Source organism: Deinococcus indicus (genome assembly GCF_002198095.1).
Lineage (GTDB): Bacteria > Deinococcota > Deinococci > Deinococcales > Deinococcaceae > Deinococcus > Deinococcus caeni.
In genome coordinates this window covers 146,917-170,210 of the sequence record NZ_NHMK01000025.1, presented here as the reverse complement: position 1 = coordinate 170,210, position 23,294 = coordinate 146,917, and the positions used below count along the sequence as shown (strand labels likewise).

Sequence of the window (23,294 nt, the reverse complement as noted above, 5' to 3'; positions counted from 1 at the left end):
CGTCCGTGTGTGGGGGCGGCAGGTGGGGACGGCAGGCGGGCCGGGCGGGAGTATGCTGCGGGCACTCATGAACGACGTGCTGGTGAAGGACTACGAGACGAACCTGCCGCAGTTCGAGGGACTGCGGGACGCAGCGGTGGCGCACACGTCGCGGCTGCTGGAGCAGGCGGGCCTGAACATCCATCACGTCACGGGCCGCGTGAAGAAACCCATGAGCCTGGAGGACAAGTTGCGCCGCAAGCCGGGCCGGTACCGGTCGCTGTCGGACGTGACGGACCTCGTGGCGGTGCGCGTGATCACGTACTTCGAGTCGGACGTGGGGGCCGTGTCGCGCCTGATCGAGGCGAACCACCGCGTGGACTGGGAGAACTCCATCGACAAGAGCAAGATGCACGACCCGGACCGCTTCGGGTACATGGGCGTGCATTACGTGGTGCAGGTCACGCCGGACACGCCGGAACTCGCGGCGTTCGCGGGCCTGGGCTTCGAGGTGCAGATCCGCTCGATCCTCCAGCACGCCTGGGCCGAGATCGAGCATGACCTGGGGTACAAGAACCGCGAGGCGATCCCGCGGGAGGTGCAGCGGCGGTTCTACCGGCTGGCGGGCCTGCTGGAGATGGCGGACGAGGAGTTCATGGCCCTGCACCGCCTGTCGCGCGATTACGCCGCGACGCTGCCCGAGCGGGTGCAGGAGGCGCCGGACAGCGTGTTCATCGACGCGCAGAGCATGAAGCACCTGCTGACCATCGCGCCCGTGCGGGAACTGGACGACGGGGTGGCGGCCGCCCTGAGCGTGCGCCTGCTGACCGGCTGGCCGGACCCGGAGCGGCCGCAGCGGCTGGCGAGCCTGCTGCATTACGTGGGCGTGCACTCGGTGGGGGCGTTGCAGAAGGAGTTGCGGCGGCACCGCGACGAGATCCTGGTGTTCGCGGCGCACCTGATGCCGATGCTGCGCGAGGCGTGGACCCCGGCGGGCGGCGCGCGGCCCGGTACCAGCGTGGTGCATTACGGGCTGCTGCGCGCCTGCGCGAACCCCAGCCTGGACCCGCATGAGATCGTGAGCATGCTGGACATGCGCGGCGTGCTGGGCAGCGATCAGCTGGTGCAGGCGGTGCGGGGCGCGTACGCCGACGCGCAGCGCAGCCTGCCGGACAGCGCCCGCTCCGGCGCGTGAGGGCCGGGCCGGTGCAGGGCCAGGAGTGGGACGGCTTCACCCTCCCCTGACGTCGGGGGGGCCACTCCCCCACCGGCTGACGCGGCGCTGACAGGGGCGCCTCACGCTGAATTCAGCAGGAACCCGCGCGGGCGGCCCCGCGTTTCTCGCCCTCCAGGCCGCCCTTCCTCCGGGCTCCTGCCAGGAGCCGGGCATGACAGGAACCGCGCGTACCCTCCCCCTCTCCGGTCAGCAGACCGTCCTTCCCACCGCCCTGACCGGCTATGAATTCCCGCCCGCCATGCTGCGCCGCGCCGCGCAGGAACACGGCTGGGGCTCCGCCTTCACGGAATGCGTCGCCCAGGAGTACCGCCGGTTCCTGATCCTGGCCGCCACGGCCGGGCATCCGGTCACGCCGTCACGGGCGGTGGACGCCCTGTGGCACGAGCACCTGACCTTCACCCGCGACTACTGGGAGCGCCTGACGCCGCTGCTGCCCGCGCCGCTGCACCACGAACCCGCGACGGGCGAGGCGGGCGACACGGACTTCGCCGCGCAGTACCGCCGCACGCTGGACAGCTACGCCCGCGTGTTCGGCGAGGTGGCCCCGGCGGACGTGTGGCCCGACCCGGCCGTCAGGACGGCCCACACATTCACGCACACGGCCACCCGCACGGCCGGCGGGGTGCGGGTGAACGCGCTGCTGCTGGCGCTCCTGGCGGGCGGCGCGGCGTTCCTGACCCTGCTGCCCACGCGCTTCGCGGTGCTGGCCGCGCTGGGGGTGTTCGCCCTGACCCTGATCCTCCTGACGACCGGGCAGACTGCTCAGGCCGGCAGCGGCGCCCGGCGGGACCGCCGGGACGGCGACGGGGGCGGCGGCGACATCGGCGGTTCAGACGGCGGCGGTTCGGACGGCGGCTCCGATGGCGGCAGTAGCTGTGGAAGCAGTTGCGGGGGCGGGTGCAGCAGCTGAACGCCCGCGGGACGGCCCCTACCGGTCGTCTCGGTGCCGGTCGTCCCGATGCCGCTCATCCCTGTGTCGGTCCTCACGCAGACGGCCGAACACGTCTTTCAGGAGGCGGGCGGCTTCATGCCCCCGCACGCCGCCTGTGACGGTCGGGGTGTGCCCCCAGTGTGCGGCGAGCAGGTCGGTCACGCCGCCCAGCGCGCCGGCCTTGGGGTTCGCGGCGCCGTACACGACGTGCCCGACCCGCGCCTCAATGGCCGCGCCGAGGCACATGGGGCAGGGTTCGAGCGTGACGACCAGCGTGCAGCCGCTCAGGTACGGCGTGCCGAGGGTGCGGGCGGCGTCCCGCAGGGCGGCCAGTTCGGCGTGGCGGGTCATGTCGCCGTGCTCGCGGCTGGTGTTGCGGCCCCGCCCGACCACCTGACCATCTGGGCCGAGGACGACCGCGCCGACCGGGACTTCCTGCGCGATGGCCGCGTCGTGCGCCTGGGCCAGCGCCTCGCCCATCGCGGCGTGCAGCGGGTCCGGGGGCTGGGCGGCCGCCTCGCGCGCCCCGGTCGCCCAGACGGGTGGCTGGAGGCCCACCCACTGCACGCCCGCGTCACTGACCAGCAGCGGCACGCGGTCCCGGTCGGCGCGCGGCACGTGCCGGTCGGTCAGCACGTCGCTGAGTTTGCGCGTCCCGCCGGGCAGGGCGATGCGGTCCCCGTCCTGCCGGGTGCGCCTCTCCCAGCCTTCGGGAATCGGGAAGTCCGGTGCCGGGTACGCCTGCGGGGTCAGGTGCAACTGCCCGCCGGTCACGGTCACGTCGCGCCCGCCGGGCAGGGTGACGTGCGCGGTCTGCCCGGCACGCAACGCCCCGGCCAGGGTGTCCAGGTGCGGCGCGTGAACGTCCAGTCCGGCGCGGCGCAATTCGGCGCGCAGCCAGCGGCGCAGCACGGCCGGGGGCACGCTGCGGCGCGGGGCGTGCGCGCTCAGGCGGGCAGCCTGACTGGTCAGGGCGGCGTCGTCCTCGGCCTGCGTGCGGGCCACGCGGGCCAGGGCCTCCTCGGCCGCCGGGTAGCGGGCGGTCAGGACCGCCATGACCTCGCGGCGGATCCAGGCGCGGGTGTAGGCGGGGTCGTCGTTGGTGGGGTCCTCGCGCCAGTCCTGCCCCTGCGCGCGCAGGAACGCCTCGATAGCGGCGCGGGGCACGTCCAGCCAGGGGCGGCACACCCGGCCACGTTCGGCGGGAATGCCGTGCAGGATCGCCTCGCCGCGCAGCAGGGCCGTCAGGACCGTCTCGGCCTGATCGCGCCGCGTGTGCGCCGTCAGGATTACCTGCGCCGCGTGCGCCTTGGCCGTGCGGGTCAGGAAGTCGTAGCGCAGGCGCCGGGCGGCGTCCTCGGTGTTCCAGCCGCGCCGAGCCGCGACCGCCGCCACATCCACCCGCGTGCTGGCAAACGGCACGCCCAGCCGCGCCGCGAGCGCCCCCACCCACGCGGCGTCCGCCGCAGAGTCGGCCCGCAGCGCGTGGTCCAGGTGAGCCGCGACTGGCCGCGACCCCACCCGCAGCAGCGCCCGCAGCAGCGCCACGCTGTCCGCGCCACCCGACACGCCCACCACCACGACCTCGCCCGCGTAGGGACGCAGGGGCCGCAGCAGAGAATCAGCAACGTCAGACACCGGCGCATTGTAGAGCAGTTCTCCGAATTACGGCCTCAGGAAAACAGCCTCCTGATGCCTCCATTCTTCGTCCTGCTCGGTCAAATTCACTCGCTCCGCTCGGCCCTGAAGAAAGCATCTTCAGGGCAAATGCCGCAAGGCGGCGCGTACAATCGGGCGCATGAGCCTCCAAGTCGGACAGCCCGCCCCGGACTTCACGCGCCGCAGCGACGACGGCCGTACCGTCTCCCTGCAAGAGCGGCGCGGGCAGTGGACGGTGCTGTACTTCTACCCGCGCGCCAGCAGCGCCGGATGCAGCATCGAAGCGCAGCGCTTCGAGGCGGCCCTGCCGGAATTCGAACGGCACGGCGCGCAGGTGATCGGCGTCAGCACCGACACCGAAGCCCGGCAGGCCCGGTTCCGCGACACCTGCTCCCTGACCTTCCCCCTGATTCCCGACAGCGACCGCAGCCTCGCGCAGGCGTACGGCGTGATCGGCGGCCTGAGCGGCCTGCTCGGCATGACCAGCCGCGCCACGTTCCTGATCGACCCGCACGGCACCGTCACCTGGATCCACCGCAGCGCCAACCCCATGACGCACGTCACCGGCGCCCTGAAAGAACTGGAAGCCGCGCCCCGAACCGGCGCCGCCACCAGCTGAACAGGCCGGGCCGCCCGGCGCACGGGGCGGCCCGACCCGCAGCAGACGACTCTACTTCAGGGCGCGCAGCGCGTCCCGCATGATCTCCAGGCCCGTCGCGGCTTCTTCCCGCGTCAGGATCAGGGGCGGGCTGATGCGGATGACGGCCTCGCCGCAGTCGAGGTTCAGCAGACCGCGTTCGAACATCGCCATGCTGGCCGCGTCACGCAGTTTCCCGTCGGGGCTGCCGTCCGGTTTCACGAATTCCAGCCCGATGAACATCCCGGCGCCGCGCACGTCGCCCAGGAACGGGAATTCGGTCTGCATGCCCTTCAGTTCGGCCATGATGAACTCACCGACCTGCGCGGCGTTGTGCATCAGGCTGTCGCCGCAGCCGGGGTGCTTGACCACGCCTTCAAGCAGGTCCAGCGTTGCGTGCGCGGCGGCGGCCGCCACGGGGTTCCCGCCGTACGTGCTGCCGTGCGACCCGACCGGCCACGTCATCACGCTCTCCCTGGCCAGCATCGCGCTGATCGGCATGCCGGACGCGATGCCCTTGGCGACCGTGATGATGTCCGGCTGCACGTCCGAGTGCTGGAACGAATACATCTTCCCCGTGCGCCCCATACCGGCCTGCACCTCGTCGAAGATCAGCATGATGCCGTGCCGGTCGCACAGGGCGCGCAGCCCCGGCAGGAAATCGGCGGGCGGCACGATGTACCCGCCCTCGCCCTGCATCGGCTCGATGATGATGGCCGCCACCTCGTCCGCCGGGATGACCGTCTGGAACAGGCCCTCGATGTGATCCAGGACCGCCTGACCGCAGGTTTCCGGCGTGCTGCCCAGCGGCGGACGGAACGGGTTCGGGTACGGCACGTGCGACACGTTCGGCAGCAGCGGCCCGAAGCCCCGCTTGTACTTCGTCTTGCTGCCCGTCAGCGTGATCGCCCCGTACGTGCGCCCGTGGAACGACCCGATGGTGCTGATGATATGCGACCGCCCCGTGTGGTTCCGGGCCAGCTTCACGGCCGCCTCGACGGCCTCCGCACCGCTGTTCCCGAAGAACACCCGCCACTTCTCACCGGGCTTCTCGACGTGCCTGACCATGCGCTCGGCGAGGCTGGTCGTGATCTCCTGCGGGTAATCCGTGAGACACACGTGCGTAAATTTCGTGATCTGCTCCTGCACGGCCTTCACCACATGCGGATGCGCGTGCCCGGTCGTGCTGACCGCGATGCCCGCAAAGAAATCCAGCATGGTGTTGCCGTCCACGTCGGTCAGCCACACGCCCTCCCCGTGATCCGGCACGAACGGGTAAGGCCGCATGTAGGACGTGGAGAGGTGTAAGGCGTCGCGGGCCATGATCGCGGCGGTCTTGGGGCCGGGAAGGGAGGTCTTGAGGTCGGGCTGACGGGGTTTGGGAAGGGTGGTCATGGATGTTCTCCTGGGGGTGGGACGGCAGAGTCGCGGGCGACCCCTCCGCCCCTTCGGGGCACCTCCCCTCAAGGGGAGGCTGGTGATTCCTGGCTCCCCTCAAGGGGAGATGGCCGCGCAGCGGACTGGCTGGCACAGCTGAGGGGTTGCCCTTGCGTTCAGTCGCCGCTGACGGGTTGCGCGGCCTGCAGCATGCCGTCGGGCGCGGTGTCGGTCACGGCCACATCCAGGCCGATGCCGTGGGCGGCCCATTTGTCTTCGCGGCTGTTCAGGCGGTGTTTGGTCGCGCCGGGGCGGTTGCGGCTCTCGCTGAATTCCTTGGGCTCGATGGAGATGCGTTCGCCTTCCATGAGGCCGTAGATGCCGCTCTGGCCGGGTTCCTTGCGTTGCCACTCGCTGGGCACAGCCATGTCGGGGCCGGTGTAGTCGGTGGGTTCGCTGTACGCGGCGATGTAGCCTTCAAAGTTCCGGAGGATGAGTTTTTCGGGGCTGTGGCTCAGGACGTAGTTGGGCGCGACGGGGATCTTGCCGCCGCCGCCGGGCGCGTCGACGACGTAGGTGGGCACCGAGTAGCCGCTGGTGTGGCCGCGCAGGCTTTCCATGATTTCCAGGCCCTTGGACACGGTGGTGCGCAGGTGCCCGGCGCCGTGGACGAGGTCGCACTGGTAGATGTAGTAGGGGCGCACGCGGATCTTGACGAGTTCCCGCACGAGTTTCTGCATGATAACGGGGTGGTCGTTCACGCCGCGCAGCAGCACGCTCTGGTTGCCCAGCGGCACGCCGGCGCGCGTCAGGCGGTCGCAGGCGTCAGCGACTTCGGGGGTGATCTCGCGGGGGTGGTTGACGTGGATGTTCATCCAGACGGGGTGGTTCTCGGCGAGGACGTCGCAGAGTTCCTGCGTGACGCGCATGGGCATGAACACGGGCACGCGCGTGCCGATGCGGATGATCTCGATGTGTTCGATCTTGCGGAGTTCCGCGAGCAGGCGGCCCAGGACTTTCGGGGCGAGCGTGAGGGGGTCGCCGCCACTGAGCAGCACGTCGCGCACCTGGGGAGTGTTGCGCAGGTAGTTCAGTTGCGCCTCGTACTCGGCGGGGTTGAAGGTCTCGCTGGGGTCGCCGACGATGCGGCTGCGGGTGCAGTAGCGGCAGTAGCTGGCGCACTGGGTGGTGACCAGCATCAGCACCCGGTCCGGGTAGCGGTGCACGAGGCCGGGTACGGGGCTGTGCTTGTCCTCGGCCAGGGAGTCTTCCATCATGGACGTGAACGGTTCGAGTTCGTGGTGGGTGGGGATCACCTGTCGCCGGACGGGGCAGGTGGGGTCGGTGGGGTGCATCAGGGACGCGAAGTACGGCGTGATGTCCAGGCGGAAGATGCCCTTGGCACTGGCGCCCTGGCGTTCGCTGTCGGTCAGGCGGATGACGGATTCGAGTTCCTCGACGGTGTTGATGCGGTTCTTCAGCTGCCATTTCCAGTCGTACCACTGTTCGTCGGGCACGTCGGCCCAGCGGGGCGCGCGGTGGTTGCGGGGAAGCATGGTCTGGCTGTCGGTGGTGGCGTTCGGGTGAATGGGCATGGCAGCCTCCGGGATGCTGGGGGGCGAAGCGTGAATTGGGTGCCCGCCTATTGTCCTTGCCGGACGGCCCACTTTGGAATGCCCGCGCACCTCGCCTGCGGGCAGATTTTGCCCACACAAAACTCTCAAACGCCACCCCGGACCTTCCAAATGCTAGGCTGGGGGCATGAGACAGTCCGGCGGCCACCTCGACCCCCTCGACCACAGCATCCTTCAGGAACTCCAGACCGACTCGCGCCTCAGCATGCGCGAACTCGGCCGCCGCGTCGGCCTGAGTGCCCCCGCCGTCACGGAACGCGTGCGCCGCCTCGAGGACGCCGGCGTGATCCTCGGCTACGGCGTGCGCGTCGCCAGCAAACCCCTGGGCCGCACCATCACCGCGTTCATCGGCGTGCAGGACAGCGGCCGCAACGACCCCACCCTGGTCCGCTGGGCCACCAGGCACGACGGCGTGCTGGAATGCCACTCCGTCACCGGCGACAACTCCTGCATCCTGAAAGTCGCTGTCCCCGACGTGGGCGCCCTGGAAAACATGCTGACCGAACTGATCAACATGGGCTTCACCTGCGACACCAGCATCGTCCTGAGCACCCCACTGGAAGGCAAACTCCTCCTGCCACCCCGGTGACCGTTGCCGCCCCGGTAAGCTGCGTGCATGCTGCCTGAATTGCGGGATCTGTTCGTGCGGGACTTAGAGAAGCTGGCCGTGGAACTGGAGGCGTACCCGGACGAGGCGTCGGTGTGGGCCGTGCCGGACGGCGTGCTGAATTCGGGTGGGACGCTGGCGCTGCACCTGATCGGGAACCTGTCGCAGTTCGTGGGCGCGGATCTGGGGGGCGTGGCGTTCGTGCGGGACCGCCCGGCGGAGTTCGCGCGGCGGGACGTGCCGCGCGCGGAGTTGGTCGCGGGCGTGCGGGGGGTGTCGGCGCTGGTGGCCGGGACGCTGGACCGGCTGGACCCGGCCCGGCTGGACGCGCCGCACCCGACGCAACTGCCGGGCTTTCCGGAGGGCATGAGCACGCGCTTTTTCCTGATTCACCTGTACGGGCACCTGAACTGGCACCTGGGGCAGCTGAACTACCACCGCCGACTGCTGTGACGGTCAGCGGCAGTCGGCGGTGGCAGCAGACTGATACGGACTCCGATTGAACGGGCTGCAAAGCCCGCTGGGTCCGAGCGGATGCGACTCGTAGAGCTGCCCCGCAGAGTAGGAGGGAAACGGGTTCCGGACGTGGAGCCGGCAATCCGGTGCGGTTCCGGATTGTTGGCGCAACAAACGGCAGTCCGTATGGGGGATGGTCAGCGGCGGGTGTGGGCGGCGTAGCGTTCCAGGGTGCTCCAGCCGGCGCCGCTGCTCATGACCTCGCGGGCCAGTTCCACCCCGGCGCGGATGGAGTCGGCGGCGCCCGCCGTGCGCAGGGCCGCCCCGGCGTTCAGCGCCACGATGTCCCGCTGGGCGGGCGTGCCGCCGCCGGTCAGCAGGGCGCGGGTGATCCCGGCGTTCTCGGCGGGTGTGCCGCCCACGATCGCTTCTCTGGGGTGCAGGTCCACGCCGACCTCCTCGGGGTGCAGGGTCCGGTCGATGATCTGACCGTCCCGCAGGCCGGAGACGGTGTTCACGCCGCTCACGGTGAATTCGTCGAGGCCGTCGCCGTACACGACGGTCGCGCCGCCCGCGCCGAGCAGGCGCAGCACCTCGGCCAGCGTGCGCGTCAGTTCCGGCTTGAACACGCCCACCACGAGGTGCGTGGCGCCCGCCGGGTTGCTGAGCGGCCCCAGGATGTTGAACACCGTCCTGGCGGCCAGGTCCGACCGGACGGCTGCCGCATGTCGCAGGGCCGGGTGGTAGTTGCGGGCGAACATGAACCCGATGCCCAGGGAGTTCACGGCGTCCGCCACGACCTCCGGGGGGGCGTCCAAGTTCACGCCCAGCGCCTCGAGCACGTCGGCACTGCCAGCGCGGCTGCTCGCGGCGCGGTTGCCGTGCTTGGCGACCGGCACGCCCGCCCCCGCCACCACGAACGCCGTCGTGGTGCTGATGTTGAAGGTGTGCGCGCCGTCGCCGCCGGTGCCGACCACGTCCAGCAGCACCGGGCGGGGCGTGACGTTCACGCGCACCGCGTTCTCCCGCATGGCCTGCGCGAAGCCCGCGATCTCCTCGGGCGTCTCGCCGCGTACCCGCAGGGCCGCCAGGGCCGCCGCGAGCCGCACGCCGCTCATGTCGCCCTCCATGACCTCGCGCATGAACGCCGCTGCGTCCTCCTGTGAGAGCCGTTCGCCGTTCATCAGTCTGGCGTGCATCATGCGCCGCCCCCCGCCAGCGCGGCCCGCGCCGAGTGGAACGCGCGCACCTCCGCCAGGAAATTCCCGATCATCTCCATGCCTCCCTCCGTGGCGATGCTCTCCGGGTGGAACTGCACGCCGAACACGGGGTAGTCGCGGTGCCGCAGCGCCATCACCACCTCCTCGTCCGGGTCGGTCGTCCAGGCGGTCGCCACCAGTTCCGGCGGCAGGTCCCGCACCACCAGCGAGTGGTACCGCGTGACCGTCACGCCGTCCCGCAGGCCCGCGAACAGCCCGGACCCGTCGTGCCGCACCGGGCTGGTCTTGCCGTGGACCGGCAGGACCGCGCGGCCCACCCGCGCCCCGAACGCCTCCCCGATACTCTGGTGGCCCAGGCACACGCCCAGCGTCGGCACGCTCGGGCCCAGTTCGCGGATCACGGCCACGCTCTGCCCCGCCTCGGTGGGCGTGCAGGGTCCCGGCGACACCACGATCGCGTCCGGGTTCAGGGTGCGCACGTCGTCCAGCGTGAAGGCGTCGTTGCGCCACACGGTCAGGTCCGCGCCCAGCTCCCCGAAGTACTGCACGAGGTTGTACGTGAACGAATCGTAGTTGTCGATCAGGAGGATGCGGGGCGCGGGCTGCGGGGTGGGAACAGCGGGGGTGGTCATCGTGGGTGTCCTTTCATGCACGCGGAGCGGGGGTCCGGGTAGGTGACGGCACGGGAGTCTCGGGACTGGAGTTTCGGCACGGGAGATCAGGCCGTTCGGGACGGTGCGAGCCTGAACGGCCGGGCCGGGTGGTGGGCCACTCCCGACTCTGCACTTACAGGCCCCCGGCGGCGAGTTCGACGGCGCGCATGAGGGCGGCGGCCTTGTTGCGGGTTTCGAGTTCCTCGCTGGCGGGGTCGCTGTCGGCGACGACGCCCGCGCCCGCCTGGATGTGGACGTGGCCGCCCGTGATGACCATGGTGCGCAGCGTGAGGGCCATGTCCATGCTGCCGTCGTGGGCGATGTAGCCGAAACTGCCGCCGTACGGGCCGCGCCGGGTGGGTTCGAGTTCGTCGATGATTTCCATGGCACGGATCTTGGGAGCGCCGCTGACGGTGCCCATGGGCTGCACGCTGGCCAGCGCGTGCAGGGGCGTCCGGTCGTCGCGGAGGGTGCCGGTGACGCTGGACACGATGTGCATGACGTGGCTGTAGCGTTCGATGGTGAAGGCGTCGTGGACGCGGACACTGCCGTAGCGGCTGACCCGGCCGAGGTCGTTGCGGCCCAGGTCGACGAGCATGAGGTGTTCGGCGCGTTCCTTCTCGTCGGCCAGGAGTTCGGCGGCCTGGGCGTTGTCGTGTTCGGGGGTGGTGCCGCGCGTGCGGGTGCCGGCGATGGGGCGGGTGGTGACGGTACGGCCGTCGCTGGCGAGCAGGCTCTCGGGGCTGCTGGCGACCAGCGTGACCGGCCCGAGTTGCAGGTACCCGAGGTACGGGCTGGGGTTCACGCGGCGCAGCGCGCGGTACAGCGCGAAGGGGTGCAGGTCGCCCAGGGGCGCGCTGAAGCGCTGGCTGGGCACCACCTGGAAGATGTCTCCGGCGCGGATGTAGTCCAGGGCGCGGTTCACGGCGTCACGGAAGGTGTCGGGCGTGAAGTTGCTGGTGAAGGCGGGGGCGGGGACGGGGTGCTGGCCGGGCACGTCGGGCAGCGGGCCGCGCAGGCGCTGCACGAGCATGGCGACCTCGGCGTCGGCGTCGGCCTGCTGCGGGGCGGTGGCCACGGCGATCAGGCGGTGCTTGAGGTGGTCGAAGATGACCATGCCGCGCGGCGCGATGAAGCACGCGTCAGGCACGCCCAGTTCGTCCGGGTTGCTGTCCGGCAGGGTCTCGTAGGCGCGGATCAGGTCGTACGCGGCGTACCCGACGGCCCCGCCGATCAGGGCGGGCAGCCCGGCCGGGGCGGGGGCGGGGCGGGTGGCGGCGGCGTACAGGTGCGCCAGCGGATCGGGCACGGGGCCGTCGTGCGTGCCGAAGGTGCCGCTGCTGGTCACGTGCGTGCCGCGCGCCTCCAGACGGCCCTGTTCGCCCACCCCGATGAAGGAGTACCGGCCGAGCGTCTCGCCCGCCTCGACGCTCTCGAGGAGGAAGGCGACGGGCTCGCCCTGTGCGGCTTTCAGGTACGCGGTGACGGGCGTGTCGAGGTCGGCGTTCAGTTCGCGGGTGGCGACGGCCAGCGGGGCGGGGCTGGGCTGGGGGGTGGCGGGTGGGGTGCGCTGCGTCATGGGTCTCCTGTGGGCGGGGCATGAAAAAACGCCCGGGTGGGAAGTTCCACCTGGGCGCGTCCGGTCAGGGTACGGCGGGATCAGACCCAGGCGAGACTGGGCCACCACCACGCACCGTGAACGGTCATACCGGGCAGGATAGCGCGCGGCGGGCGGGGCGAGTGGGCGTGTCTACACAGTGCGCCCTCACGGCGCGGCTGCACGGTGCTGCACAGTGCGGGCGGGCGGGGGCGTCACGGGGCCAGGACCATCTCGCCTTCGGGTTCGTCTTCCAGCGGCGCGAACAGCCGGTCCAGGTCGGCCGAGGTGAGCTGCGTGGCATCACTCAGGCCCCCGTCCAGGATGCCGCGCGCCAGACTGGCCTTGCGGGCCTGAAGGTCCAGGATGCGTTCCTCGACGCTGCCCGCCGCGATCAGCTTGTACACGAACACCGGTTTGTCCTGCCCGATGCGGTAGGCGCGGTCGGTGGCCTGCTCCTCTGCGGCCGGGTTCCACCACGGGTCGTAGTGAATGACCGTGTCGGCCGCCGTGAGGTTCAGGCCGACGCCCCCGGCCTTCAGCGTGATCAGGAACACGTGCGTCCGGCCGTTCTGGAACGCGTCGATCTGACTCTGGCGGTCCTGGGTGCTGCCCGTGATCATGGAGTACGGAATGCGCTGCTCGCGCAGCCAGTCCTCCAGGTGCCCCAGCAGCGTGGCGAACCCGCTGAAGATCAGGACGCGGCGGCCCTCCTCGACCATCTGCGGCAGGTGCGTGCTGAGCCACTCGAACTTCGCGTTGCCTTCCACGCTGCGCGCCGCGTCCAGCTTCACGAGGCGCGGGTCCGTGACCGCCTGCCGCAGCTTCAGCAGCGCGTCGAGGATAGCGATGGTGCTGCGCGACAGGCCACGGGCGCGCAGTTCCTCGCGCACGCGGGTCTCGGTCGTGACGCGCACCGTCTCGTACAGGTCCCGCTGATCGCCGTCCAGCGTGACCCGCACCGGAATCTCGGTCTTGGGCGGCAATTCGCGGGCCACGTCACGCTTCTCGCGCCGCAGGATGAACGGCCGGACCCGCGCAGCCAGGGCCTGCCGGCGGCCCGCCTCGCCCCGCTTCTCGATGGGCGTGCGGTACAGCTCCCGGAAGGTCTTCTCGTCATGCAGCAGGCCCGGCGCCAGGAAGTTGAACTGCGACCACAGTTCCCCCAGGTGGTTCTCCAGCGGCGTGCCGGTCAGCGCCAGGCGGTGGCGGGCGCCCAGCGCCCCGGCCGCCTTGGCAGCGGCCGTGCGGGCATTCTTGATGTTCTGCGCCTCGTCCAGAATCACCAGGTGGTACCCGAACGCCCCCAGGTCGTCGATGTCACGCGGCAGCAGCGGGTACGTCGTCAGGATCAGGTCGTGGTCCGGAATGCGCGCAAAGTGCGCGCGGCGGTCCTTGCCGTGCAGGGTCAGGACCCGCAGGTCCGGCGCGAACTTCGCCGCCTCCGCCTGCCAGTTCCCGATGACACTGGTGGGCGCCACGACCAGACTGGGCCGGTCGGCGCGGCCGGATTCCTTCTCCAGCAGCAGGTGCGCCAGGGTCTGGACCGTGTTGTGAGTGACGATGTAGTGGTCGGTGACGTACAGGTGGTCAGCGGCGGCCACGGCGATGCACTGCGCGGGCTTGCGGCCCACGTACTCGACATGCCGGACGCCGCGGCTGGGCGGGTACTTGGTCGGGCGGGTGTAGGCGGCCAGCTTGGCCGGCAACCGGAACGGGTCAAGGTGCGCCGGGAGTTTCAGGGTGACACGCCACGCCTGCCCCGTCCGACGCTCTCCCTGATGCGTGTGGGCGGTGACCTTCTGTTTCAGCCGCGCCGTGCCGCCCAGCGACTGCACGAGTTCGACCACGCCGAGTGCCAGTACCCTGGACACGCTGGTGTACTCCACGACCGTCCCTGCGTGCCCGTCGGTATCAAGCAGGCCCTGAAGGAGCGCGAGGCGCTGCGCCGGGCTGGCCAGCAGGTACGCCGGGGGAATGAACTTGGAGTGGCTGTTGGTGCCGTGGAGTTCCAGTGTCCGCAGGGCGTCCTTGAGCGGATTGGGCGTCCACTGGCCCGGCGTGGCGAGGCGGTACGTGCTGACCTGCGGGGTCAGGCGCACCGCGTGGTGTGCCGCAACCGGTTCGGGCAGCTTGAGGGCCGACACGATCTCGTCCTCGGTCGTGATGCCGAGGCTGTGACTGAGGTGACCGTCACCCAGCAGGGCGCCCAGGGTGTAGGGGTCGACCGGCAGGTCACGGGGCGCGAACTGCACCGCCTCGACCACTGGCAGGTAGTGCCTCAGGTTGCCCGCCGCGTCGGTCAGACTGTCGCGGATCTGCGCGGTGGTGAACACCTGTTCGGGCAGGCCGCGTTTCTTGCGGACCGGGGTGTTCACAGCCCACAGGTGGTCCTCGTCGACCTCGACACTGGCTCCGTCGGTCAGCGTCACGCGATAGATGTCGCGCTCACCCTGGGGGTACACGCCGGTGATCTGGGTGGGGCGACCGTCCCGACCGATCACATGATCCCCGACCTGCAGCTCACCCATGGTGCGCCAGCCCAGCGGGGTCAGGATGCGGGCGTCGAGCGGCTGCGCCTTGCCCAGTCCCATGTCGTCGGCGAGGATGCCGCCCATGCCGTACTCGCGCAGGAATTGCAGCCAGGAGACGCCCTGGCGCTGGTAGGGGCGCAGGTCGGCGTGCAGTCCGGTGGGGGGCGTGACGTCTTGCACGCCGCTGAAGTCGCGGAGTTTCCGGCCGAGTTCGAGCAGGCGTTCGGCGCCCAGCCAGCGGGCCTGCACGGCTTCCTCGAGTTGCGCGACGCGGGCGGCGTCCAGCAGGGGCAGTCGCAGCGGGCCGGGCGGCAGGTCGCGGAGGTTGAGTTCGACCAGCACGCCCAGGATGGCGCGGATGCGGCCGGCGGGCAGGGCGACGCGGCGGCCGTCGTCGAGGGTGGCGTGCAGCGTCTCGTCGTCGGTGAGGTCGGCCAGAGCCTCGGGGGTGAACAGGCCGGGTTGGCGGGCGATCAGGTCGGCCAGGATGGGGATCAGGCTGATGCGGGTGCCGTCCACGACGATGCCGAGGTCCAGCGTGAACCAGCCGCCGAAGGCGTCGTTCGTCTCGCCGTACCAGTCGGTGATCTCGGCGTAGTTCAGGGGGAAGTCCGGGAGGACCTGCACGGTCACGCCCTGCGCTTCGAGATCGGCGCGGCCGTGGCGCATGAAGTCCATCCAGGCGTCCTCTTCGCCCAGGGTGAGCAGGCTGGCCGGTTCGGGGGTGGTGACGTGGTAGTCGTCACCGAAGGCTTCCTCGAGCGGCATGAAGCCGGCCAGGGCGACGGCGTGTTCGGCGTCCCGTTCAGCGTCCCGGTCGCGGGCGACGCGGGTCAGGACGCCGTCGCGGTACACGGTGGGGCCGGCGCTGCCGTCCAGGTGGGTGTCCGGGACGGTCAGGCCGGCGTAGGCGTGGCGCAGTTGCGCGGTGGGCAGCGTCACCGTTTCCGGCCGGGCGGCCCAGCCGTGGCGGGTGGCGGTGCGGGCCGTGAGTTGCAGTTGCGGGGTGTACGGCAGGCGTTCCTCGCGCACCCGGACGGTCTGCGGGATGGGGAGGTTCAGCCCCGAGGCGGTGATGGCGTGCGCCAGCGCGACGGCCTGCGCGGGCGGCAGAACCGGTCCGGTCAGGAACCGCGCGACCTGTTCGGCCGGCGAGTCGGTCTGCACGCGGCTCAGCAGGGTCTGGCCGCCCGGCGCGGGGGGCTGCACGGCCCAGGGGCGCGGGGTGGGCAGCACGGTCGCGCCGGGAGCGTCCGGGAGGTGCAGGGTGGGGGCCTGCGCGCCGCGCGCGTCGGACATCCAGGCGAGGTGGCCGTGCAGGTCCGGGCCGCGCGTGAGGGCCGCTTCCGGGCGTTCCCAGCACAGGCGGCCGGATTCGAGCATGCTCTCGATCAGCAGGTCGGCGGCCGGGTGGTCGCCCAGGACGTGCAGTTCGTCCTGCCAGCGGCCGGGTTCGTGCGTGGCGGTCGTGGCGACGTCCAGCAGGCGCAGCAGGTGCGTGTCGCGCCGCACGAAGGCGGGCGCGCTCGCGAGGTTGCGGGGCAGCGAGTACCGTTCGGCGGCCGACAGGTCCGGCTGCTCGGCGCGCAGCGGCACGCGCGTCAGTTGCACGGCCACGCGGCGCGTCCCGCCGACGCTGGTGCCGGGCGGCAGGAAGCGCAGCACGTACCGCAGCTCGAACTGCCGGCCACGGGCGGCCGAGCGGGTCTCGGTGAACGACGCCAGCCACTGCTGCGTGCGGGCGTCCAGGGGTTCCTCGGTGGGGGCGTCGTCCGGCGCCGCCTCGGTCTGCGCGGGCCGGGGGCCGTCGGGCGGGTCGGTCGCCAGGACCAGCGCCGCGACGTGCCGGCAGCGGTAGCGGCCGCAGGTGCAGCTGCTGCCGCGCAGTTGCGGGTCCGGGGGGGGCAGCAGGTCCACGGTGGCGTGGTAGGGCTGCCCGGCGTCCATGACGGTCGCCTCGGCGTGCCAGCCCGCGTCGGTCCAGTGGCGCGTGACGTTCTGCACGCTCTCCTCCCGCAGCGCGAGGCCCTGCGCGGCCGTGTCGAGCGCGAACCCCGGCGGCAGGCGGCTGAGTTTCACGCGGTCACCCGGCCGGCCGCGCGGACGCGCCATGCAGGCGTCCGGCCGGTCGAGCAGGACGGGAAGGACGGAACGCCAGTAACAAACACGCCCTGGAGTCTAGCGCGCCTCTGCCCTGCGCGAAGCTGCACACCGACACGAACGGGCGCGCCCCGGACGGAGGGCCCGCCCCCCCTCTTCCCGCTGCCGGTCCGGGCGCTGCGGGCTTCAGCTCTCGAATTTGCTGAGGACCTGCTCGGTCCGGGCGCTCTTGACGCGGTTGACGAGGCGTTCGTACTCGTGCTTGTCGCGCAGGCTCTTGCTGAGGGTCAGGGTGCTGGCGGTCAGGAACAGGGTGCCCATGTACAGGTAGCCCTTGACCCACCAGTCGACGGGAATGAAGAAGATGCCCAGCAGCATCAGGCTGATGCTGACCAGGAACGCGATCCAGATGAAGCTGAGCCACGCGGGGGAATCACCGACGAGATCCGGGGTATTGAACTGCGTCATGGTTGGAACCTCCTGTGATGGTCGCGGCCGCGAACGGCGGGCGTCGTCGCTGCGGCCACCGCTGCGGATTCTGCCGCGGGCGGCCACCGCCGCGCCGCGCAGTTGCCCTTGCGCCGGTCCGACCGGGCGTGCTAGTGACCCGCCGCCCAGCTCGGACGGTCCGGCGCGGTCCACTCCAGCATAGGAGCGGGACAGACGTCCCGTGCGGGCCTCGGAACGCACTCCAGCAAGACGCCCCCGACACTCTCCAGGAAGAAAAAAAGGCCGCCCCGGACTGGAGGCGGCCCCAAGGTGAGCACCTGACGGGCAAGGCGTCAGGCGCGCGTGGCTTCCGGGTACTCGAACCTCGCCCCGAGGGATTCGAGGTGGCGGAAGAACATCGGGTAGCTCTTGCGGATGTGATGCGCGCCCGTGATGCGGATGGGGGCCTGCGCGCTGAGGCCCAGCACGGTCAGCAGCATGATCATGCGGTGGTCGCCGTGCCCGTCCGCCGTGACGCCCCCGGCGAGACTGGGCGTGCCGGTGACGGTCAGGCTGTCCTGCGTCTCCGTGACGGTCAGGCCCAGCGCCTCCAGTTCGCGGCGCGTGTCGCTGATGCGGTCGCATTCCTTCAGGCGCAACGTGTACACGTTCTCCCAAGTCGTTGTGCCGTCTGCCAGGGCCGCCGCCGCCGTCAGGGCCTGCACGGCGTCCGTGAAGCCGTCCCCGTCGCGCGTGACCGCGTGCAGGGGCCGCCCGCCCCGCACGACCACCGTGTCGCCCTCGCGGGTCAGGTCGGCGCCCATCTCGCGCAGCACGTTCAGCGCCTCGCGTTCGCCCTGCAGGTCGTGCTCGCGCAGGTTCGACAGGCGCAACTCGCCGGGCCGGGTGGCGGCCGCCGCGAGGATCGCCGCGCTGCCCGGATAATCCCCCGGCACGAGCACGCGCCCCGCCCGGAACGCCTGCCCACCCGGAATGGAGATGCGGCTCAGGTCGTCACTCGCGGACGCCTGCACCCCGAACGCCGCCAGCGTATCCAGCGTCTGCCGCAGTGGCGCGTGACTCTTGATGTCCCCCGTCAGCCGCAACTCCAGCCCGTCCGGCAGCAGCGGCCCCAGGAACATCAGCGCGCTGGCGTACTGACTGCTGCGCTCCGCACTGACCTCCACCACCCCACCCCGCACCGGCCCCGAGATGGACAGCGGGAACATCCCATCCCGGCTCTGCACCCGCGCGCCCAGGCGCGACAGGGCCTCCAGCAGATCCCCCTGCGGCCGCCGCCCCAGCGAATCCGGGTAGTCCGTCACGAACGCCGTCCCCGTCGTCAGGGCCGCCACGCCCATCAGGAACCGCGCCACCGCCCCCGCATTCCCCGGATTCAACGTCACACCCGCACGCGGCCCCGACCCGAACCCCCGGATCACCGCGTCCCCACCCACCAGCTCCACACCCGCACCCCAGTCCCCCAGGCAACGCAACATCGCCCCGGCATCCTCACTGGTCGCCACGCCCACCACCCGCGACTCCCCATCCGCCAGCGCCGCCGCCAGCAGGTACCGCGTCGTGTAATTCTTACTCGGCTGCGCCCGCAACACCCCCCGCAACTCCGCCGCAGGGTGCACGATCACATCAAACGTCTCCGGCAGGCCATCCGCACTCATGACGCCAGCCTAGCCCGCACACCCCCACGACGCCGGGCCGCTGTACAGGAAGGGAAGTGGGAAGGGAGGCTGCTGCGCAGCGGGACCCCTCAGTCGCCTACGGCGACAGCTCCCCTCAAGGGGAGCCTTGAACAAATGCTTCTGCCGAAGCGAAAAAAGTAGAACCTCACGGCACGCATCAGGACACCCGGCCACTCTGTTGTCACGGCAACCCAGCCCGTCGTGCGCGCAGCGCGCGGGGCGAACGGCGCGGGGACGAAGGATGGCGTGTGAGACGTGACCGTCCCCGCCCGACACCCGCCACCAACCTCAGAGAAATACCTGCCCAGTGCCAACGAAAGCTCCCCCGTCCCCCCTGGGGATGGGGGCTGGGGGGTGGGGAAACCGCAGCCGGACAACCTCTACAACTCCCAGATCACGCCCCCCGCGATCAGCCCCGCCCCGGTCCCGACGAGCAGCGCCGTGTCCCCCTCCTTCAGCCGCCCGGCCTCCACGGCCTGATGCAGCGTGAGCGGGAGGCTGGCGGCGATAACGTTGCCCAGGGTGCGCAGGGTGACTTCGACCTGTTCCTCGGGCCAGCCGTAGCGGCGCAGCAGGTCGAGGCCCGCCTGACTGGCCTGATGCGGGATGACGCGGGTGATGCCGGGCAGGCCGTGACTCAGGCCGGGGCGGAGGCGTTCGAGGAAGGGCGGGACGACGCGGCTGGCGAGTTTGAGGACCTGGAGGCCCTGCATGTCGAAAGTGAAGTCGGTGGGGGCGGCGGCTGGGTGGTTGGGGTGCCGGAGGGTGCCGCCGCCGCTGATGCGGGTGTGGTCGGCTCCGGCGGGGTGGGTTTCGGTGCGGGTGGCGTGCAGGCCCTGGCCGGGGCGGGTGGGGGGGCCGAGGAGGACGGCGGCGGCGCCGTCGCCGATCAGGAGGGTGCTCTCGGGCTGGTGGGGGTTGAGGCCGACGCTGCCGCCCTCGCTGCTGATGATCAGAACGTGCCGCGCCCGGCCGGTGTGGATGAGCAGCGCGGCGTGCTGGAGGGCGAGCAGGAAGCTGAGGCAGGTGCCGTGCAGCGAGTAGGTGGCGGCGCCGGTAAGGCCGAGTTCGCGGGCGTAGAGGGCGGCGCCGTCGGGGATGGGTTGCAGCTGGCTGCCGCTGGCGTTCAGGAGGACGTCCACGTCGCTGAGGTCCAGGCCCGCGCGATTCAGGGCTTCGCGGGCGGCCTGCGTGCCGAGGGTCAGGGCGGTTTCCGTGCCGGACAGCCAGCGGCGCTCGTGGACGCCGCTGCGTTTCAGGGCGACGGCTTCGGGCACGCCGCACAGCCGGGCGACCTCGGCGGTGGGGACGCGGCGTGCGGGGAGGGCCTGCGCGGTGGCGAGGAGGCGCACGCCGAGGACGGTGTCGGGTGGGGTCACGTGGGCCTCCAGGTTCGGGTGACGCGGCGGCGTTTGGTGCCGGGCGGGGTGGGGTCGAGGGGTCGGGTGTCGAGGGTGAGGCGCTCCGGGTCGGCATGGCTGCGGCGCAGAGCGTCCCGGACGGCGCGCAGGGCGTGCGCCTGGGTGTCCGGGGTGTGCGGGTCGAGGTGCAGCGTGATCTGGTGGGGGCCGGTCTGGTCGGCGCGGTACTCGCGCAGGCCCGGCACGGTAGCGAGGGCGCCGCGCAGGAAGTCCGGCCAGACGGTGACGCTCTCCCCTGCCAATCCGGGCAGGTGCAGGGCGTCGTCCTGGCGACCCGCGATGCTGTGGACGCGGCGCGCGGCCTGCCCGCAGGGGCACGGGTCGGGGTGCAGGCGCAGGGCGTCGTCGAGGCGGTGGCGGATGAACGGCTGCGCGCGGCGGCGCAGGTCGGTGATGACGGGGCAGTGCAGACCATTGCCGAGCGGTTCGAGGTCGAAGTGGACGTGCGCCTCGTTCAGGTGCAGCGCTCCGTGCGGGCAGGGCAGGGCCAGGAGGCCCTCGGTGGCCTGATAGACCTGCACGACGTCCCCCCAGCTCCGCAGGGCGGCCTCGTCGTCAGGGTCGAGGACCTCCGCGACGCTGATCACGCGGGCATTCAGCCGGATGCCGGTGCGGTGCAGGGCGCGCAGCACACCGGGCGGCCCGACGATCAGGGTGGGCGCGTAGGCCTGGGCCTCGGCGGCGAGGTCCGGGAGGGGGCGCAGCAGGTCGAAGAAGCGGAACTCCAGCCGCCGGCGGCGGACGCTGCGGTACAGGGGGCTGTCGGCCCGCAGGAAGAACGCGACCCGCTGCGGGCGTAGCAGCCCCCACAGGCCGCCGGGCAGCAGGTGGCGCAGGACGGTCCCGGCCCAGCGGGCCTGCTCGGCGCGGCTGACGAGGAAGACGCCCTGGGTGCCGCTCGTGCCGGTGGACAGGCCGACGGTGACGGGTCCGGCAGGCGTGGCGAGGGTGGGCGTGAAGTCGCGGGTGCGTTCCGCCTGCCGCCCGACCGCCAGCGCGCGCTCCAGCGTGACACCCACGGTGTTCAGTGTGTCGAACGTGGCGAGCATGGCGGCCTTTTCGGTGGGGGGCAGCTCGCGCCAGCGGCCCAGCGGGAGCCCGGCGGCGCGGAAGCGGGCGGCGACGACGGGGCTGTGCGCGGCCACCCAGCGCAGGTGATCGTGCGCGAGGCGGTCCTGGTGCCGCTCCAGCGCCGCGCGGCTGCGGAAGGTCAGGCGGGCGTCGTCCAGCGCACCCAGCAGGGTCAGGACGGCGCTCAAGTCCAGCCTTCGGGCGCGTCGTGGCTGACGTGCAGCCTCGCAGCGGGGTTCGCGTGCAGGAAGGCACGCAGGGCGGCGCCGCTGGTGGCCTCCAGGGCGGGGTCGTGGAAGGCCACGCGGGCCAGCGGGTGCACCGGACGTTCCTCGCGGCCCGCGCGGACGCTCCAGGCGGCGTCGGCGGCCAGGACGGTCAGGCCGGCCCCCTCCTGCGCCAGGAGGCCCACCATGCCCGGCGCGTGACCGGGCAGCGGCACGGCGCGCAGCAGGCCATCCCCGAACACGTCCGCGACCTCCGCGAAGGGGTGCAGGGCGTCCCCTGCCTCCGTGAAGTCCAGCCACGCGCAGCGGTCCTCGAAGTCGTCCGGGAGGAGTTCCGGCATGAAGGCCCGGCGCACCGCCCGCACGCCCCGCAGCGCCCGCAGGGGCTCCCAGGCGCGGCGGTCGAGGTGAAAGGTCGCGTGCGGGAAGTCGCGCAGGCCGCCCACGTGGTCGGCGTGCAGGTGCGAGACGATCACGTGCCTCACCTCCTCCGGGGGGAAGCCCAGCACGCGCAGCTGCTCGCGGGCGGAGTCGTGCGGGCCGAACTGCACGGGCGTGATCAGGCCGTAGATCAGGCCCGGCCAGCGGCGCATGGCGGTCACGACGTCCGCGCCGTAGCCGGTGTCGAACAGCACGGGGCCGCGCGTGGGGTGCAGGATCAGCGTGAAGCCCGCCGGGTACGCCTGCACCCGCCAGGGCGCGCCGCGTTCGGTGATCGCCGCGAGGTTCAGGCACGACCCGGCCCGCAGCGGCACGACCCGGACGGTCACGCTGCCCCTCCCCGCAGGGCGGCGAACACGTCCGCGAAACCCTGATCCGGCGTGACGACCGGCGCGTACCCCAGCCGCTCGCGGGCACGGGTCAGGTCCAGCGTCATGGGCCGCGTCAGGAGGCGCACGCCGCTGGCCGTCAGGGGCGGCTCGGGCCGGTCGGGGTGCAGGCGCGCGCCGAGTTCCAGCGCCGCCGCCACCCCCTCCAGCAGCCGCGCGGGTACCCGGCGGGTCGGTCTGGGCACGCCCAACGTGTCGGCCAGCCGGTCCAGCGTCGCCCACAGCGGGATGACCTGCCCGTCGGTCACGTTGAACACGCCGGGCGCGGGGCGGGCCAGCGCCAGCGTGATCGCGTGGGCGACGTTGCGCACGTCGGTCAGGTCGGTCCAGACCTCCTGCCCCGTCAGGCGCGGCAGGCGCCCGGCGCGCAGCGCGGCGGCCAGCCGGGGCACGATGCTCGTATCCCCCACGCCGTAGATCCCGCGTGGGCGCAGGATCGTCGCGTCAGGCAGCGCGGCGCGCACCGCCTGTTCCGCCTGCCATTTGCTGCGGGCGTAGGGGCTGTCGAAGCGCGGGCCGACCGGGGTGTCCTCCCGCACCTGTTCGGTGAATCCGGTCGCGTTGTACACGCTGGGCGTGCTGACATGCACCAGCCGCACGCCCCGCACAGCGCACGCACGGGCCAGCGCGGCGCTGGGGGCCACGTTGTCCGCGTGGAAGTCCGCCGCGTGCCCCCACAGCGTCGAGCGGGCCGCCGCGTGCACCACCCCCTCCACCCCAACCAGCAGGGCGTCCCAGTCCGCGCCGCGCAGGTCGGCGGCCACGAAGCGCACGCCGTCCCGTTCCAGCGCCGCGCCCCTGCGTGTGTCCCGGCCCAGGCCGCGCACCGTCCATCCGTCGGCGGCCAGGGTCCGCGCGGTCACCCCGCCCAGGAACCCGGTCGCGCCCGTCACCAGAATGCTCATCGCCCGTGATTATGGACGTCCCGCCCGCACGGCGCCGCCAGATCTGAACGGCGTTCAGGCCATGCGGCGCACAGGACCCTGCGCCGTTCG

The 23,294-nt window shown here is 71.8% G+C and carries 18 protein-coding genes; 5 read left to right on the top strand and 13 right to left on the bottom strand.

Going from position 1 to position 23,294, the window contains the following annotated elements:
- The first annotated feature begins 67 nt into the window (after positions 1 to 67).
- Positions 68 to 1,174 (top strand): GTP pyrophosphokinase, encoded by a 1,107-nt coding sequence (locus CBQ26_RS16490; protein WP_088249720.1) that lies wholly within the window; start codon positions 68 to 70, stop codon positions 1,172 to 1,174.
- A gap of 193 nt (positions 1,175 to 1,367) precedes the next feature.
- A complete protein-coding gene (locus CBQ26_RS22025) occupies positions 1,368 to 2,126 on the top strand; it encodes a glycine-rich domain-containing protein (RefSeq protein WP_088249719.1) in 759 nt (252 codons plus the stop codon).
- Between the two features lie 18 nt (positions 2,127 to 2,144).
- Here CBQ26_RS22025 and tilS read toward each other — a convergent pair whose 3' ends face one another.
- Positions 2,145 to 3,785, bottom strand: coding sequence for a tRNA lysidine(34) synthetase TilS (tilS, locus tag CBQ26_RS16480; RefSeq protein ID WP_229843944.1), 1,641 nt, complete (start codon positions 3,783 to 3,785; stop codon positions 2,145 to 2,147).
- Positions 3,786 to 3,945: 160 nt separating this feature from the next.
- Here tilS and CBQ26_RS16475 point away from each other — a divergent pair, with 160 nt between their 5' ends.
- Positions 3,946 to 4,425, top strand: a complete 480-nt coding sequence (locus tag CBQ26_RS16475) for a peroxiredoxin (protein ID WP_088249718.1) — start codon at positions 3,946 to 3,948, stop codon at positions 4,423 to 4,425.
- 51 nt (positions 4,426 to 4,476) lie between these two features.
- Here the strand turns inward: CBQ26_RS16475 and CBQ26_RS16470 are convergent, their stop codons facing one another.
- Positions 4,477 to 5,838, bottom strand: coding sequence for an acetyl ornithine aminotransferase family protein (locus tag CBQ26_RS16470; RefSeq protein ID WP_088249717.1), 1,362 nt, complete (start codon positions 5,836 to 5,838; stop codon positions 4,477 to 4,479).
- Between the two features lie 158 nt (positions 5,839 to 5,996).
- Positions 5,997 to 7,415, bottom strand: coding sequence for a lysine 2,3-aminomutase (kamA, locus tag CBQ26_RS16465; protein WP_088249716.1), 1,419 nt, complete (start codon positions 7,413 to 7,415; stop codon positions 5,997 to 5,999).
- Between the two features lie 166 nt (positions 7,416 to 7,581).
- Between kamA and CBQ26_RS16460 the strand changes: the two genes are divergently transcribed.
- Both CBQ26_RS16460 and CBQ26_RS16455 read left to right on the top strand, forming a co-directional pair.
- Positions 7,582 to 8,043 carry an Lrp/AsnC family transcriptional regulator gene (locus CBQ26_RS16460; protein ID WP_143342178.1) on the top strand — a complete coding sequence of 154 codons (462 nt, stop codon included), beginning with the start codon at positions 7,582 to 7,584 and terminating at the stop codon, positions 8,041 to 8,043.
- A gap of 27 nt (positions 8,044 to 8,070) precedes the next feature.
- Positions 8,071 to 8,514: a DinB family protein gene (locus CBQ26_RS16455; RefSeq protein ID WP_088249715.1), complete on the top strand. Its 444-nt coding sequence runs from the start codon at positions 8,071 to 8,073 to the stop codon at positions 8,512 to 8,514.
- Between the two features lie 200 nt (positions 8,515 to 8,714).
- Here CBQ26_RS16455 and trpD read toward each other — a convergent pair whose 3' ends face one another.
- From trpD to CBQ26_RS16405, 10 genes are all read right to left on the bottom strand, one after another.
- Positions 8,715 to 9,719 (bottom strand): anthranilate phosphoribosyltransferase, encoded by a 1,005-nt coding sequence (gene trpD / locus CBQ26_RS16450; RefSeq protein WP_088249714.1) that lies wholly within the window; start codon positions 9,717 to 9,719, stop codon positions 8,715 to 8,717.
- Positions 9,716 to 10,369 (bottom strand): anthranilate synthase component II, encoded by a 654-nt coding sequence (locus tag CBQ26_RS16445; protein WP_088249713.1) that lies wholly within the window; start codon positions 10,367 to 10,369, stop codon positions 9,716 to 9,718. The genes trpD and CBQ26_RS16445 overlap by 4 nt, the downstream gene beginning before the upstream one ends.
- A gap of 154 nt (positions 10,370 to 10,523) precedes the next feature.
- A complete protein-coding gene (gene trpE, locus CBQ26_RS16440) occupies positions 10,524 to 11,969 on the bottom strand; it encodes an anthranilate synthase component I (RefSeq protein ID WP_088249712.1) in 1,446 nt (481 codons plus the stop codon).
- 233 nt (positions 11,970 to 12,202) lie between these two features.
- Positions 12,203 to 16,633 carry an SNF2-related protein gene (locus CBQ26_RS16435; RefSeq protein ID WP_244898063.1) on the bottom strand — a complete coding sequence of 1,477 codons (4,431 nt, stop codon included), beginning with the start codon at positions 16,631 to 16,633 and terminating at the stop codon, positions 12,203 to 12,205.
- 174 nt (positions 16,634 to 16,807) lie between these two features.
- Positions 16,808 to 17,089 carry a YiaA/YiaB family inner membrane protein gene (locus tag CBQ26_RS16430; protein ID WP_055362347.1) on the bottom strand — a complete coding sequence of 94 codons (282 nt, stop codon included), beginning with the start codon at positions 17,087 to 17,089 and terminating at the stop codon, positions 16,808 to 16,810.
- A 314-nt stretch (positions 17,090 to 17,403) separates the two neighbouring features.
- The gene (gene aroA, locus CBQ26_RS16425) at positions 17,404 to 18,729 is read right to left on the bottom strand and encodes a 3-phosphoshikimate 1-carboxyvinyltransferase (RefSeq protein ID WP_088249711.1); all 1,326 of its coding nucleotides are present in this window, start codon (positions 18,727 to 18,729) and stop codon (positions 17,404 to 17,406) included.
- Positions 18,730 to 19,130: 401 nt separating this feature from the next.
- Positions 19,131 to 20,129, bottom strand: coding sequence for a 3-oxoacyl-ACP synthase III family protein (locus CBQ26_RS16420; RefSeq protein ID WP_088249710.1), 999 nt, complete (start codon positions 20,127 to 20,129; stop codon positions 19,131 to 19,133).
- Positions 20,126 to 21,430: a F390 synthetase-related protein gene (locus CBQ26_RS16415; protein WP_088249709.1), complete on the bottom strand. Its 1,305-nt coding sequence runs from the start codon at positions 21,428 to 21,430 to the stop codon at positions 20,126 to 20,128. The genes CBQ26_RS16420 and CBQ26_RS16415 overlap by 4 nt, the downstream gene beginning before the upstream one ends.
- Positions 21,427 to 22,239: an MBL fold metallo-hydrolase gene (locus CBQ26_RS16410; protein WP_088249708.1), complete on the bottom strand. Its 813-nt coding sequence runs from the start codon at positions 22,237 to 22,239 to the stop codon at positions 21,427 to 21,429. The genes CBQ26_RS16415 and CBQ26_RS16410 overlap by 4 nt, the downstream gene beginning before the upstream one ends.
- Positions 22,236 to 23,204: an NAD-dependent epimerase/dehydratase family protein gene (locus CBQ26_RS16405; protein ID WP_088249707.1), complete on the bottom strand. Its 969-nt coding sequence runs from the start codon at positions 23,202 to 23,204 to the stop codon at positions 22,236 to 22,238. Before CBQ26_RS16405 ends, CBQ26_RS16410 begins: the two co-directional genes overlap by 4 nt.
- Between the last annotated feature and the right edge of the window lie 90 nt (positions 23,205 to 23,294).

What these genes read in the sequence shown, in the direction of transcription:
- CBQ26_RS22025 (WP_088249719.1), top strand. Translation starts at nt 1,368, where the DNA reads ATGACAGGAACCGCGCGTACCCTCCCCCTCTCCGGTCAGCAGACCGTC.
- CBQ26_RS16455 (WP_088249715.1), top strand. Translation starts at nt 8,071, where the DNA reads ATGCTGCCTGAATTGCGGGATCTGTTCGTGCGGGACTTAGAGAAGCTG.
- trpD (WP_088249714.1), bottom strand. Translation starts at nt 9,719, where the DNA reads ATGATGCACGCCAGACTGATGAACGGCGAACGGCTCTCACAGGAGGAC.
- CBQ26_RS16475 (WP_088249718.1), top strand. Translation starts at nt 3,946, where the DNA reads ATGAGCCTCCAAGTCGGACAGCCCGCCCCGGACTTCACGCGCCGCAGC.
- CBQ26_RS16430 (WP_055362347.1), bottom strand. Translation starts at nt 17,089, where the DNA reads ATGACGCAGTTCAATACCCCGGATCTCGTCGGTGATTCCCCCGCGTGG.
- CBQ26_RS16470 (WP_088249717.1), bottom strand. Translation starts at nt 5,838, where the DNA reads ATGACCACCCTTCCCAAACCCCGTCAGCCCGACCTCAAGACCTCCCTT.
- CBQ26_RS16460 (WP_143342178.1), top strand. Translation starts at nt 7,582, where the DNA reads ATGAGACAGTCCGGCGGCCACCTCGACCCCCTCGACCACAGCATCCTT.
- CBQ26_RS16490 (WP_088249720.1), top strand. Translation starts at nt 68, where the DNA reads ATGAACGACGTGCTGGTGAAGGACTACGAGACGAACCTGCCGCAGTTC.
- kamA (WP_088249716.1), bottom strand. Translation starts at nt 7,415, where the DNA reads ATGCCCATTCACCCGAACGCCACCACCGACAGCCAGACCATGCTTCCC.
- trpE (WP_088249712.1), bottom strand. Translation starts at nt 11,969, where the DNA reads ATGACGCAGCGCACCCCACCCGCCACCCCCCAGCCCAGCCCCGCCCCG.
- CBQ26_RS16445 (WP_088249713.1), bottom strand. Translation starts at nt 10,369, where the DNA reads ATGACCACCCCCGCTGTTCCCACCCCGCAGCCCGCGCCCCGCATCCTC.
- CBQ26_RS16405 (WP_088249707.1), bottom strand. Translation starts at nt 23,204, where the DNA reads ATGAGCATTCTGGTGACGGGCGCGACCGGGTTCCTGGGCGGGGTGACC.
- aroA (WP_088249711.1), bottom strand. Translation starts at nt 18,729, where the DNA reads ATGAGTGCGGATGGCCTGCCGGAGACGTTTGATGTGATCGTGCACCCT.
- CBQ26_RS16435 (WP_244898063.1), bottom strand. Translation starts at nt 16,633, where the DNA reads ATGGCGCGTCCGCGCGGCCGGCCGGGTGACCGCGTGAAACTCAGCCGC.